The sequence below is a fragment of the Neoroseomonas soli genome, assembly GCF_018129065.1.
Taxonomy (GTDB): Bacteria; Pseudomonadota; Alphaproteobacteria; order Acetobacterales; family Acetobacteraceae; genus Neoroseomonas; species Neoroseomonas soli.
On the sequence record NZ_JAAEDM010000103.1, the window covers coordinates 1 to 12,573 of the forward strand.

Sequence of the window (12,573 nt, forward strand, 5' to 3'; positions counted from 1 at the left end):
GGGGGCGCCGGCCGGCCTGGTTGCGGCGCCGGCGGTGGTGGCGGGGGCGGTCTCGGTGGCCTTGCGTGCCTCCGCCTCGACATTGGCGCGCGCGCCGGCCTCGGCGGCGGCCCGGGCCTCCTCCTCGGCGCGCTGGGCGGCCTCCTCGGCGGCGCGGCGCTCCTCTTCCGCCTTGCGGGCGGCTTCCTCGGCGGCGGAGCGCACCATCAGTGCCTGGCGCTCGCGTTCCTCACGCTGGCGCTGGGCCTCGACGCGGCGGTTTTCCTCCAGCACGCGCTGGCGGAGCGCGATCTCGGCCTGGGTCAGCGGGCGCCCGGCGGCGGGGGCGCGCACGCCGGCAGGCTGCGTCTGCCCGGGCGTACGGGACTGGCCGCCGGCGGGGCCGGCGGCGGGCGCCGGGCGCGCTGGGGCGCTCACGCCCGGCTTGGCCGGCGGCGTCACCACGCGCTTCTTCACCACCTCGACCTGCACGGTCTTGGTGCGCCCATGGCTGAAGGACTGGCGCACACTGCCAGCGTCCACGGTCTTGCCGAGTTCGAGGCGTCCACCGGGCCGAAGGCTCAGCCTGCTCTTGCCCGCGTCCTGCTCGTTCTGGTCGCTCATCCGGTGATCCGAACCCGATCCTAAAAAACAACTGCCTCAAGGCCGCGCGACGTGCGCGGCCCTCACGAATTATCCGGCGGGGTGCCGGCAAATCCTGCCAGCCTGTCCGCCTCGACCCGGATGGCGTCAGCCAGCCGGCCGGGCGCCACCACGACATGCACGGCATGGTCCCGCCCGAAGACCACGCCCAGTTCCGCCGCGGTCAGCGGCGTCACCACCGGCAGGTTGCGCCCGCCGAAGCGCGCGCGTTCCGCCGGGCTGCCATCCACGGCCTGCACCAGCAGGCCCGCGCGACCGGCCTGAAGCCATTCGCGCCCGGCCTGCCAGCCCGAAACCGCCTGGCCCGCCCGCCGGGCGAGGCCCAGAAGGTCGCGGACACGGGCGCGAAGACCGTCCTCGATCCGCGCGCGAAGGTCGGAGGGAAGCGTCACGGGCCCGCGCGCGGCTCTCATGAAAGCCCCGCGGCTCAGCGCGCGTTCTAGCACATCGCCCCGCGCGCTCAACCACATTCCCCGGCCCGGCAACTTCCCTGCCAGATCTGGAACAACTTCCCGCCCGGGCCCGAGGACGAAACGGATCATCCGCTCCTTCGGCAGGCTCTCGCGCTCGACGATGCAGCGGCGGAGCGGGCCGGTTTCCTCCGGCTCGACCTCCGGCGCCCCGGGATCAGGCGTCCCCGTCACCCTGGGCCTCGCCCGCTTCCTCACCGAGCCAGCCGGCGCGGCGGCGGGCTTCCATGACGATGGCGTTGGCGGTGTCCTCGTCCACCACCTCGGTGCCCAGGATCTCGATCAGCTCGTCGCCGGCGAGGTCGGCCAGGTCCTCGAGGTTCTTCACGCCCTTCTCGCCGAGCTGCACCAGCATGGCCGGGGAGAAGCCGCCGATCTCGGCCAGCACGTCCTCGACGCCCATGGTGCGGCGCTTCTCGTCCAGCTCGGTGTCGCGCTTCTCGAGGAAGGTCGCCGCGCGGCGCTTCAGCTCGGTGGCCACGTTCTCGTCGAAGCCCTCGATGGTGGCGAGTTCCTCGTCCTCCACCTGGACCACGTCCTCGATCGTGCCGAAGCCTTCCTGCACCAGCAGGCCGGCGATGACGTCGTCGACGTCCAGCGCCTCGACGAACAGGCCGGTGCGCTTGCGGAATTCCTCCTGGCGGCGCTCGGATTCCTCGGCCTCGGTCAGGATGTCGATGTCGTAGCGCGTGAGCTGCGAGGCCAGGCGCACGTTCTGGCCGCGGCGGCCGATCGCCAGGCTGAGCTGGTCATCCGGGACCACGACCTCGCAGCGCTTGCCGTCCTCGTCGAGCACCACCTTGGAGACCTCGGCCGGGGCGAGCGCATTGACGATGAAGGTCGCGAAATCGGGCGACCAGGGGATGATGTCGATCTTCTCGCCCTGCAGTTCGGCCACCACCGCCTGCACGCGGGACCCGCGCATGCCGACGCAGGCGCCGACCGGGTCGATCGAGGAATCGCGGCTGATCACGGCCATCTTGGCGCGCGAGCCAGGGTCGCGGGCGACCGCCTTGATCTCGATGATGCCGTCGTAGATCTCCGGCACTTCCTGGGCGAAGAGCTTCGCGAGGAAGCCGGGATGGGTGCGGGAGAGGAAGATCTGCGGCCCGCGCGGTTCCTCGCGCACGTCGTAGATATAGGCGCGCACGCGGTCGCCGTTGCGGAAGGCCTCGCGCGGGATGGTCTCGTCGCGGCGCAGCAGGGCTTCCGCGCGGCCGAGGTCCACCATCAGGTTGCCGTACTCGGTGCGCTTGACGATGCCGTTGATGATCTCGCCGACGCGGTCCTTGTATTCATGGAACTGCTTGGACCGCTCGACCTCCCGCACGCGCTGGACGATCACCTGCTTGGCGGTCTGCGCGGCGATGCGGCCGAAGTCGATCGGCGGCAGCGGGTCGATGATGAAGTTGCCGAGGCCGATGCCCGGCTTGATCTTCTGGGCGATGCGCAGCGGGATCTGCGTCGCCTCGTTCTCCACCGGCTCCTGCTCGACCACCTCGGTCCAGCGCTCGAGCTTCACCCGGCCGTCCTTGCGGTCGATGAAGGCGCGGATGTCCTTCTCGTGGCCGTACTTGGCGCGGCCGGCCTTCTGGATGGCCTGCTCCATCGCCTCGAGCACCTCGTCGCGCTCGATCATCTTCTCGCGAGCGACGGCGTCGGCGACCTGCAGCAGTTCCGGGCGGGCGATGGTGATATCGACAGCCATGGAGATGGTCTCCTAGTTCTCGGTCGGGGGCGCCGCGGTCGCGGCAATGAGTTCGTCGGTCAGCACGAGCTTGGCCTTGCGGATGTTGCTCCGCGGGAAGGCGATCTCGCTACCGTCATCGAGGCGCATCCGCGCCGTTTCCGCATCGGCGCCGAGGGCGACGCCGCGGAAGCGCTTGCGCCCGTCCTGCGGGATCGCGAGTTCAACCGTCGCGACATGGCCGGCGAAGCGGTTCCAGTCCTTGGTGCGGGTCAGCGGCCGGTCGATCCCGGCCGAGGACACTTCCAGCATCCACTCGCCCTTGATCGGGTCCGCCACGTCCAGCACGGCGCCGACGGCGTGGCTGATCGCCTCGCAATCGTCGACCGTGAAGGTCGCCCCGTCGGCGCGGTCCGCCATGACCTGAACGGTCGGGCGTTCCTTGCCCGAGACCTGGACGCGCACGAGCTCGTAGCCGAGATGCGTCAGCGTCGGCAGGATGGAGTCGGCGATGCGGGCTTCGAGCCCTTCATGCCGCGGCAGGTCGTCGGTGTCGTTCAAGCAACAAAAAAGGCGGCCTCTTTCAAGGCCACCCCCCGTCGGTCCGGATGGTGTTGTTGGCGGCTATATGACGCTTCGGCGTTTCGGATGCAAGCGGGCTTGCACTCGCCCGCGGCAACCCGAAATGTTCCCCGGCACAGGAGGCCGTCCCATGGCGGACATGATAGCCAAGCGGATCGGGCGGCGGACACTGGTGGGCGGGCTCGGCGCCCTGGCGCTGGCGCGGCCGGCGGCGGCACGGACCCGCTATGTCTTCGGCCAGGATGTCGGCCGGCTGGAGTTCATCGCCCGGCACCTGGGCGTACTCACCTCCACCGGCCGGTTCGAGAATTTTTCCGCCGAGCTGATGATCGACCCGGACAGCCCGCTGACCGCCTCGGTCGATGTCACGGTCCACACGGCCGCCGTGGCGCTGGCCTATCCGGGGGCGGTGGACCTGCTGCGTTCCCCCGCCTTCTTCGACGTCGAGCATTTCCCGGAGGCGAGCTTCCGCGGCGCGGCGACGGGGGAGGGGAGCCTCGCGGGATTCGTCCTCGCTGGCGAGCTGACCATCCGCGGCATCACCCGGCCGCACCGGATGCAGGGGCGGCTGGTGGACCGCAGGCGCGACCCCGCGCTCGGCCGGGACATCGCCGAATTCAGCGCCGGCGGGGAATTGAAGCGCTCCGACTTCGGCATGACGGCCGACCAGGCGGCGATCTCCGACCTCATCCGGCTTGTCGTGCGTGCCCGCCTCATCGTCTGACGGCTGGAGCAGGGCGCAGCGATGGCTGCACTGGGCGGTGGCGGCGCTGGTCGCGGTCGGTTTCGTCATCGGTCTGGTCATGGTGCGGCTGCCGCTGACGCTGCTGCTGGAGAAGATCCTCGCCTACCAGGCGCACAAGACGATCGGGCTGCTGGTGCCGCCGCTCGTGCTGTGGCGGTTCTGGCTGCGGGCGCGGCGCGGGCGGCCGGCGGAGGACGAAGGCATCCCGGCCTGGCAGCGCCGCGCCGCCGCGGCCGGGCATGCGGCGCTCTACCTGCTGCTGCTGGTGGTGCCGGGGCTCGGCTACCTCAGTGCCAGCACGGCGCCGGGGCAGATCGAGACGGTGCTGTTCCTGCTGATCCCCGTGCCGCACGTGTTGGGGCCTGACGAGGCGCTCTACGACAGGCTGCGCGGGCTGCATCAGGTGCTCGCCTGGACGCTGGTGCTGCTCGCGGCCGGGCATGCCGCCGCCGCGCTGCACCACCATTGGAAGGGCCGGCGGGTCCTGGCGCAGATGCTGGGGCGCTGACGTCCTGCCCGCGACGTTCACGGCGCCGGCAGCATCGGCATGCCACTGAAGGCAATGGCCAGGCGCCCGGCAACGTCGTTCCCGGGACAGTGGATACGGGAAACCGGAGCGGCAGCGGCCGTCAGGCCTCGGCGCCGAAGGCCTGGGTCTTCACCAGACGGGCATAGAGGCCGTCCGCCGCCATCAGGTCGGCGTGGCGGCCCTGTTCGACGGCGCGCCCGCCCTCCATCACCACGATGCGGTCCGCGTCGCGCACGGTGGCCAGGCGATGGGCGATGACCAGGGTGGTCCGGCCACTGCGCAGGCGGGCCAGGGCCTGCTGGACCAGGGCCTCGTTCTCCGCGTCCAGCGCGCTGGTGGCTTCGTCCAGCAGCAGGATGCGCGGATTGCGCAGCAGCGCGCGGGCCAGGGCGACACGCTGCCGCTGCCCGCCGGACAAGCGCGAGCCGCCGGAGCCGAGCCGCGTATCGTAGCCCTGCGGCAGGGCGGCGATGAAGTCGTGCGCGGCGGCGGCACGGGCGGCGTCCTCCACCTCGGCCCGCGTCGCGCCTTCGCGGCCGGAGGCGATGTTGGCGTGCGCGGTGTCGTCGAAGATCACCGCGTCCTGGCCGACATAGGCGATGGCGTCGCGCAGGGAGGCGATGGCCACGCCGCGGATGTCCGCGCCGTCCACGACGACGCGGCCTTCCGTCACGTCATAGAGCCGCGGCACCAGCGCGATGGCGGTGGACTTGCCGGCCCCCGAGGGACCGACCAGGGCGACGGTCTGGCCCGGCTCGGCGGCGAAGGTCAGGCCCGCCAGCGCGGCGTCGGGCACGCCTTCATAGGTGAAGCCGACATCCTCGAAGGCGATGCGGCCATGGCCAGCGGGCAGCGGCGCGGCGCCCGGCGCGTCGAGGATGCGGCGGCGCTCGTCCACCACGCCGAAGACCCGGGACAGCCCCGCGAGCCCTTCCTGCAGCGCGGCGTTGAGTGAGCCCAGCGCCCGCACGGGACGCGAGGCGATGAGCAGCGCCGCGACGAAGCCCGTGAAGTCGCCGAGCGTGCTGGCCCCGCTTGCCACCCGCCAGCCGACCACGATCAGCACGCCCGCCACCGCGACGCCGCCCAGCGCCTCGAGCATCGGGTCGAGCGAGGCGCGGGTGCGGGCGATGCCGTAGATGCTCTCCCGCAGGCGGGCGAACAGCCCGGCGGCGCGGGCCTCCTCCGCCGCCTCCAGGCGATAGGAACGGACCACGCGGGCGGCGCCGAAGGATTCGGTCAGCGTCGCCGCCGCCTCCCCCATGCGTTCCTGCATGCCGCCGGAGGCCCGGCGGATGCGCTTGCCGAGTTTCAGGATCGGCACGACCGCGATCGGGTAGAGCAGCGCCGCCACCAGCGACATCTGCCAGTCCAGCCAGACCATCGAGGCGACCAGGCCGACCACCGTCAGCGCATCGGCGACGGCGGCGATGGACTTGGTCAGCGCCTCCCGGATCAGGCCGGCATCGGTGGTGAAGCGCGCGGCGTGGCGGGCCGGTGCGTCGCGCGCCACCACGGCGAGGTCGGCGCGCGTCAGGGCGCGGAAGAGATCGTTCTGAACCGCCTCGATCACCCGCAGCACGACGGAGTGGATGGCGACCGCCTGGCCGTACTGCGCCAGCGCCTTGAGCGCGGTGACGACGACGATGACGAGCGGGATGGCCCAGAGCAGGTCCTGCCGGCCTTCGGTGAAGAGGTCGAAGGATTGCTGGATGACGATCGGATAGAGCGCCGTCGTCGCCGCCACCCCCACGGTGCAGAGCAGCGCCATGGCAATGCCCTGGCGGTGCCCGGCGACGTAGGAGCGCCACAGGCGGGCGAGCAGGGCGCGGGTCGTGGTGTCGAGCGTCGGTGGGGCAGCCATGGCGGCGGGATAGCCCGGAGCGGCGCCGGGCGATATCCGGGTGGCGGAACGATTGTCACATTAACGCCCTTGCAGCGAGCGCGGACGGCATGTTAGTTCTCGTTTCGTTCCGGTGAAGGCGGCGGGACCGGATCCCCCACTCAGCCCCCGAGTGCGGTCCCGCCGCCGCCCTGGGCGAGGCGCCGGCGGAGTTCCGCCAGGCAGTCCTCGCGGGTGGCAATGCAGCCGCCGGACAGCCACCACGCGCGCAATTCCGCGAGCCAGCGCCCCATGGCCGGGCCCGGCGCGATGCCTTCCCCGGCGAGGTCGCGGCCGAGCAGCGGGAAGGTGGGGATGCCGGCCGCGACGATGGCCTCGATCCGTGCGCGCAGCTTGTCCCAGGGGGCGGATGCCCCGTCCTGTCGCGCCTGGGACAGCCAGGTCCGCAGCAGCACGAGGCGCGCCGGCGCACCCAGCCGTGTCCTGTCGGCATGGGCCAGGGCGCGACGGAGGTCGGCATCGGCGGCACCCGGGGCGACGGGTCCCTGGCCGCCGCGGATCTCGTCCAGCCAGGACCGTTCTTCCGCGGAGAATCGCAGCCGCCGCGCCAGGGCGGCCGTGTCCGTCCCGGCCGCCAGCAGCGCCGCGAGCCGCAGCAGCGCATCGGCCGGCGCGCCCGATTCGATCAGCCGCATCAGGATGTCCCGGGCGCCGGCCTCCGGCAGCACGGCGCCGAGCACCCCGGTTTGCGCCATCAGGTCCAGCGCCGCGCGCGGATCGGGCACGGCGAGGATGCGCTTGAGTTCCATCCACACCCGCTCGATCGAGAGCAGCGCCAGTCCCGGCACAGCGCGGGCGATGGCGGCCACTGCCGCCGCGTCCGGTTTCCCGGCGCCGTAGCGCGCCTGGAAGCGGAAGAAGCGCAGGGCGCGGAGGTAGTCCTCGGCGAGGCGCGTGTCCGGGTCGCCGACGAAGCGCACCTTGCCGGCGGCGAGGTCGGCGCGGCCGGTGAAGTAGTCGAAGAGCGCGCCCTCGGCCGTCAGCGACATGGCGTTGATGGTGAAGTCGCGGCGGGCGGCGTCCTCCCGCCAGTCGGTGGTCCATTCGACCACGGCGTGGCGGCCGTCGGTCAGCACATCCCGGCGGAGGGAGGTGACCTCGACCGGAAGGTGGTCCTTCACCGCGGTGATGGTGCCGTGCGCGAGGCCGGTCTCGAAGACCTTGAGCCCGGCGTCGCGCAGGCGGGTGGCGATCTCCTCCGGCGGGAAGGGGGCGCCGACGTCCACATCGGCCGAGTCGCGACCGGCGAGGGCGTCCCGCACGCAGCCGCCGACCGCGCGGGCGCCGGGCAGGGCGGCGAGCACCGCCGCGACCGCCGGCGTGTGGAGGAAGGCGGGGCGGGGGATGGTCGTCTCCGGCGTGTCGTTCACCGGCGCGGTTCCGGGTGGCCCGGTTCGATGTGCTCGCCCTCCAGATGGGCCGGCACGTAGGCGGTGCCTGGCTTCATGCTGCGCGACAGCCCGAACCAGACGGCCCCTGCCAGCATCAGCGCCACCCCGAGGCCCGCGAGGACGAGTACGACGGTGCTCGGCTCATGGTGCGGGTTGAGTTTCCGCCACAGCCCGTAGGCCGCGAAGGGCGCGAGGAAGAGCAGCAGTTCGACGAGATAGGGCACGTCTCAGATGTGCCCCAGGACCCGTCCGCATGCGAGGGCGGAGTCGCAAAAAAGGGAGGGGGTGCGGGGGAGGTTCTCCTCCCCCGTCCCTCTCTCATGCAGCCAACCTCCGACCCGCCCCCGATGCATCCCGGAGAAAGTGCGTTGCTCGCCCCGCGGCGACTACGCGAGCAGATCTTCGCGGTCCCCATGCATCCCGGAGAAAGCGCGTTGCTCGCCCCGGCAGGCGATTCCCGACCGCGCCCTTCGCAGGGCAGCCATGCCTCATCCATGGCGCCGCCCTCGCCGGGCGGACACAGATCCGCCCTGCTTGGGCGCGACAAAACGTGCCGTGCCCTCCTGATCCGTGAGCCCCGGAGCCCTTCGTGTCCGCGCTGCCTGCCCTCCCGTCCCTCGCCGCCATGCTCGAGCCAGCCAACCTGGCCGGCTTCGTCGCGCTCGGTTCCTCGATCACCTGGCCGCTGCTGCGGGGACGCCGGACCATCCTCGGCGTGCAGGTGGCGGGTTCGCTGCTGTTCGCGCTGCATTACCTTCTGCTCGGGGCGCCGACGGCGGCGGCGATGTGCGTCATGGGGGCGCTGCAGGGCATCGCCCTCGTGGTGCTGATCGACCGGCGGCGGCGCATCGGGGTCGTGGGGGCCACGCTGGCCGTCTCGGCCGTGGTGACGGCGCTGACCTGGACGGGGCTGCCGTCGCTGCTCTCGCAGATGGGGCAGCTGATGTCGGCGGTCGGCCGGCTGCAGATGGACACGCAGAGGCTGCGGCTGTGGTTCCTGGCCTCGGTCGGGTTCTGGATGACGCACAACCTCATGGTGGGCTCGGTGTTCGGGCTGGCCTCGGACACGCTGGCGCTGACCTCGCTGCTGCTCGGCCTGTGGCGCAACCGTGCCCGGCCCGCCGCGGCGGTGCTGCGCGACGCCGCCGCCTGAATGTCTCGCGGCCGCGCTTGCCAGGGGCGGCGCGGTGGGCTTCAAGGCGCGCCCCCCTGCCAGGACCCATCCCATGCGCCCCGCGATCGGCATCGATTTCGGCACGACCAACAGCGTTGTCTCGATGCTGCGCCCGGACGGATCGGTGCGCACGCTGCGCCACCCGACGGGGGAGGTGTTCCGCTCCGTGCTGTGCTTCTGGGCCGGGCAGGGCGGGCGCACGCGCCACGCCGCCGGGCCCGCGGCGATCGACGCCTATCTCGAGGAGCCCTTCGACAACCGCCTCATCATGTCGATGAAGAGCTACCTGGCGCAGCGCAGCTTCTCCGAGACGCGCATCTTCGGCCGGTCCTGGGAATTGCCGGCGCTGATCGCGCTGTTCCTGCGGGAACTGCTGGCGCCCTTCCGGGCGGAGATGGCGGGCGCGCGCGTCACCGTGGGCCGGCCGGTCCGCTTCGTGGGGGAGCGGGATGCGGACGGCCTCGGCGAATCGCGCCTGCGCGCCGCCTTCACCGCGGCGGGCCTGCCGGATGTGGAGGTGGCGCTGGAACCGGCCGCGGCCGGGCAGCGCTTCGCCCATGACCTGGAAGCGCCGGCGACGGTGCTGGTGGCGGATTTCGGCGGCGGCACCAGCGACTTCTCGGTGCTGCGCTTCGATCCCGGGCCGCCGCGCCGCGTCAGCGCGCTCGGCCATGCGGGCGTGGGCATCGCGGGGGATGCCTTCGATTACCGGATCATCGACCGCGTCGTCTCGCCGCTGCTTGGCAAGGGCACGAACTACGAGGTCATGGGCAAGCCGCTGCCGGTGCCGCCGGCCTGGTTCACCGCCTTCGCGCGCTGGAACCAGCTGTCGATGATGCGGGCGCCGCGCACGCTGCGCGACATCGCCGAGGTGGCCCGCACCGCCGAACATCCCGGGCGGCTGCGGCAGTTGATCGCCCTGATCGAGGAGGAGGCGGGCTATGCGCTCTACCGCGCCGTCTCTGGCGTGAAGGCGGCGCTGTCGGTGGCGGAGAGCGCGACGCTCGACTTCCGCCACGGCGATTTCGCGCTGAGCGCCCCGATCGCGCGCGCCGAGTTCGAGGGCTGGATCGCGCCGGAACTCGCCCGCATCGGTGCGGCGGTGGATGCCGCGCTGGCCGATGCCGCCATCGGACCGGAGGGGGTGGACCGGGTGTTCCTGACCGGCGGGACCTCCCTGGTGCCGGCGGTGCGGCGGATATTCGAGGACCGCTTCGGCCCGGACCGGGTGGTGGCGGGGGGCGAGTTCGTCTCGGTCGCCGAAGGGCTGGCGCTGATGGCGCGCGAGGAGGCCGCGGCGGCGGCTTGAGCCGGCCTGCCGGGCGCCCCGGCGAGACCGGATTCCACATCGGCGGAAGCCGCTCTCGCCATGGTTGAGCGAGCATCTTCGCGCGTGCGGCCAGATCCAGCCGTGTGCGATCTGATCTAGCGCCGCGGCCCGCCCGGACCGACCCAGACCCCCACCGGCGGCACCCAGGGCTGCGGCTGCGAGATCGTCGGGTCCGGCGGGCACATCGGCCGCATCACGCCGCAATCCCAGGCGAATCGATCCGGCCGGCCCGTCAGTTGGCCGCCGCGCTCGAACCGGCATTCGCAGAGCTTCCCCGCCATGCAGGCGGCCTGGCCCTGGATTTCGGGCGTGCAGGTGGGCGGCGCCTGGGCGGCGGCGGGCAGGGCGAGGACGAGCAGGATCGCGAGCGCAAGGACCACGCCGCCATCCTGCCCCGCAAAGATTGCGGGTTCGTGCACGCCCCAGGCCCTTGCGGCGGCGGCGGGCAGGGACGTTGTATGCGCCCGATGTTCCGGGTCCTTGCTTCGCTCCTGCTGATGTCCTTCCCGCTTGCCGGCCTCGCGGCCGAGAGCGAGGCGGTGCGTTCCCCTCGCGCGACCGTGACGCTGGTGACCGACCAGGCGGCGGTGGCGCCGGGCGGGACGGTGACGCTCGGGCTGCGGCTGCGGCTGGCCCCGGGCTGGCACACCTATTGGAAGAATGCGGGCGATGCCGGCGCGCCGCCCGAGATCAACCTGGCTTTGCCCGAGGGCGCGACCTCCGGCCCCATCGCCTGGCCGGCGCCGGAACGGATCGAATACGGGCCGCTGGTGAACTACGGCTACCACGGTGAGGTGGTGCTGCCCCTGCCGGTGACGCTGCCGGCTGGCCTGACCCCCGGCGCCACCCTGCCGATCGAGGGCAACGCCACCTGGCTGGTCTGCGAGCAGGTCTGCATCCCGGAAGAAGGCAGTTTCCGCCTCGACCTGCCGGTGGAGGCCGCGCCCCGCCCGGACCCCGCGACCGCGCCGCTGTTTGCCGCGGCGGCGGAGGCGCGCCCCCGCCCGAGTCCCTGGCAGGCGCGCGCCGCGCTGGGCCCGGCCGGCGGCGTGCTGACGCTGGAAGGCCCGGGCCTGTCCCGCCAGACGGTGCGGGAGGCGGTCTTCCTGCCCGAGGCTCCGGCCGTGCTCGACCACGCCGCCGTCCAGCGGCTGACGGTGGCGGAGGGGCGGGTCGAACTCGCCCTGACCGCGGCGCCGGGCGGCTCGGCGCCGGCCGCGCTGGATGGCGTGGTGCTGGTGACGGATGGCGGCGGGCGGCGGGTGGCCTATGACGTCTCGGCGGCGGTTTCGCCCGGCGCGCCGCCTGCGGCGCTGCCCTTCTGGCAGGCGGCGGTCTTCGCCTTCCTGGGCGGGCTGATCCTCAACCTGATGCCCTGCGTCTTCCCGGTGCTGGCGATGAAGGCCATGGCGCTCGCGCGCCTGTCGGGCGAGGCGCGGGGGAAGGTGCGGGCGCATGCGCTGTCCTACACCGCGGGGGTGTTGCTGAGCTTCGCGGCCCTCGGCGGGCTGATGCTGGCGCTGCGGGCGGGCGGGGCGGCGGCGGGCTGGGGCTTCCAGTTCACCGCGCCGGGATTCGTCGCCGGCATGGCCTGGCTGATGCTGGCGGTGGGGCTGAACCTCTCGGGCGTCTATGGATTCGGCGGGGCTTTCGGGGCCGGTTCGGGCGTGGCGGGGCGGGGCGGGCATCTCGGTTCCTTCGCGACCGGCGGGCTGGCGGTGCTGGTCGCCACCCCTTGCACCGCGCCCTTCATGGCGGCGGCGCTGGGCGCGGCGCTGGCGATGGACGCGGCTTCCGCCATGGCGGTGTTCCTGGCGCTCGGCCTGGGGCTGGCGGCGCCCTACGGGCTGCTGGCGGTGGCACCGGGGCTGGCCGGGCTGCTGCCGAGGCCAGGGGCCTGGATGGAGCGGCTGAGGCAGTTCCTGGCCTTCCCGATGTATGCCGCGGCGGTCTGGCTAGTCTGGGTGCTGGCGCAGCAGGTGGGGCCGGACGCCGTGCTGGCGGTGCTGGCGGGCGGCGTGATGGTCGCCTTCGGCGCCTGGGCGCTGGGGCAGGCGCAGCGGGCGGGCGGGTCGCGCATCGCGCTGGCCGCCGCCGCGCTGGGGCTGGCCGGCGCGCTG

13 protein-coding genes are annotated in these 12,573 nt (G+C 72.8%); 5 read left to right on the forward strand and 8 right to left on the reverse strand.

Annotated elements, in window-relative coordinates; genetic code table 11:
* From GXW76_RS22625 to rimP, 4 genes are all read right to left on the reverse strand, one after another.
* On the reverse strand, window positions 1–603 hold a 603-nt coding region (locus tag GXW76_RS22625; protein WP_211864397.1), incomplete at its 3' end, for a translation initiation factor IF-2 associated domain-containing protein.
* Between the two features lie 62 nt (window positions 604–665).
* A complete protein-coding gene (locus tag GXW76_RS22630) occupies window positions 666–1,286 on the reverse strand; it encodes an RNA-binding protein (RefSeq protein ID WP_211864399.1) in 621 nt (206 codons plus the stop codon).
* Window positions 1,270–2,820, reverse strand: coding sequence for a transcription termination factor NusA (gene nusA / locus GXW76_RS22635; RefSeq protein WP_211864401.1), 1,551 nt, complete (start codon window positions 2,818–2,820; stop codon window positions 1,270–1,272). Before nusA ends, GXW76_RS22630 begins: the two co-directional genes overlap by 17 nt.
* A 12-nt stretch (window positions 2,821–2,832) precedes the next feature.
* The gene (rimP, locus tag GXW76_RS22640; protein ID WP_211864403.1) at window positions 2,833–3,360 is read right to left on the reverse strand and encodes a ribosome maturation factor RimP; all 528 of its coding nucleotides are present in this window, start codon (window positions 3,358–3,360) and stop codon (window positions 2,833–2,835) included.
* A gap of 151 nt (window positions 3,361–3,511) precedes the next feature.
* Between rimP and GXW76_RS22645 the strand changes: the two genes are divergently transcribed.
* Window positions 3,512–4,105, forward strand: coding sequence for a YceI family protein (locus tag GXW76_RS22645; RefSeq protein WP_211864405.1), 594 nt, complete (start codon window positions 3,512–3,514; stop codon window positions 4,103–4,105).
* On the forward strand, window positions 4,086–4,634 hold the full coding sequence (locus tag GXW76_RS22650; protein WP_211864407.1) for a cytochrome b: 549 nt from the start codon (window positions 4,086–4,088) through the stop codon (window positions 4,632–4,634). The genes GXW76_RS22645 and GXW76_RS22650 overlap by 20 nt, the downstream gene beginning before the upstream one ends.
* A gap of 121 nt (window positions 4,635–4,755) precedes the next feature.
* Here the strand turns inward: GXW76_RS22650 and GXW76_RS22655 are convergent, their stop codons facing one another.
* The 3 genes from GXW76_RS22655 to GXW76_RS22665 form a co-directional block, all read right to left on the reverse strand.
* A complete protein-coding gene (locus GXW76_RS22655; protein ID WP_211864409.1) occupies window positions 4,756–6,519 on the reverse strand; it encodes an ABC transporter ATP-binding protein in 1,764 nt (587 codons plus the stop codon).
* A 140-nt stretch (window positions 6,520–6,659) separates the two neighbouring features.
* Window positions 6,660–7,928, reverse strand: coding sequence for a CCA tRNA nucleotidyltransferase (locus tag GXW76_RS22660; RefSeq protein WP_211864411.1), 1,269 nt, complete (start codon window positions 7,926–7,928; stop codon window positions 6,660–6,662).
* Window positions 7,925–8,173 (reverse strand): hypothetical protein, encoded by a 249-nt coding sequence (locus GXW76_RS22665; RefSeq protein ID WP_211864412.1) that lies wholly within the window; start codon window positions 8,171–8,173, stop codon window positions 7,925–7,927. The genes GXW76_RS22660 and GXW76_RS22665 overlap by 4 nt, the downstream gene beginning before the upstream one ends.
* A 365-nt stretch (window positions 8,174–8,538) precedes the next feature.
* On the opposite strand from GXW76_RS22665, the gene GXW76_RS22670 reads away from it, so the two are divergent.
* Together GXW76_RS22670 and GXW76_RS22675 are read left to right on the forward strand one after the other, a co-directional pair.
* On the forward strand, window positions 8,539–9,102 hold the full coding sequence (locus GXW76_RS22670) for a YgjV family protein (protein ID WP_211864413.1): 564 nt from the start codon (window positions 8,539–8,541) through the stop codon (window positions 9,100–9,102).
* Window positions 9,103–9,175: 73 nt separating this feature from the next.
* On the forward strand, window positions 9,176–10,432 hold the full coding sequence (locus tag GXW76_RS22675) for an Hsp70 family protein (protein ID WP_211864414.1): 1,257 nt from the start codon (window positions 9,176–9,178) through the stop codon (window positions 10,430–10,432).
* Window positions 10,433–10,548: 116 nt separating this feature from the next.
* Here GXW76_RS22675 and GXW76_RS22680 read toward each other — a convergent pair whose 3' ends face one another.
* Entirely contained in the window at window positions 10,549–10,833 is a 285-nt protein-coding gene (locus tag GXW76_RS22680) for a hypothetical protein (RefSeq protein WP_211864415.1), read from the reverse strand.
* An 87-nt stretch (window positions 10,834–10,920) separates the two neighbouring features.
* On the opposite strand from GXW76_RS22680, the gene GXW76_RS26055 reads away from it, so the two are divergent.
* Window positions 10,921–12,573, forward strand: a 1,653-nt coding sequence (locus GXW76_RS26055) for a protein-disulfide reductase DsbD domain-containing protein (protein ID WP_272876129.1), incomplete at its 3' end; no start/stop codon positions are given.

What these genes read in the sequence shown, in the direction of transcription:
- GXW76_RS22655 (WP_211864409.1), bottom strand. Translation starts at nt 6,519, where the DNA reads ATGGCTGCCCCACCGACGCTCGACACCACGACCCGCGCCCTGCTCGCC.
- GXW76_RS22675 (WP_211864414.1), top strand. Translation starts at nt 9,176, where the DNA reads ATGCGCCCCGCGATCGGCATCGATTTCGGCACGACCAACAGCGTTGTC.
- GXW76_RS22645 (WP_211864405.1), top strand. Translation starts at nt 3,512, where the DNA reads ATGGCGGACATGATAGCCAAGCGGATCGGGCGGCGGACACTGGTGGGC.
- nusA (WP_211864401.1), bottom strand. Translation starts at nt 2,820, where the DNA reads ATGGCTGTCGATATCACCATCGCCCGCCCGGAACTGCTGCAGGTCGCC.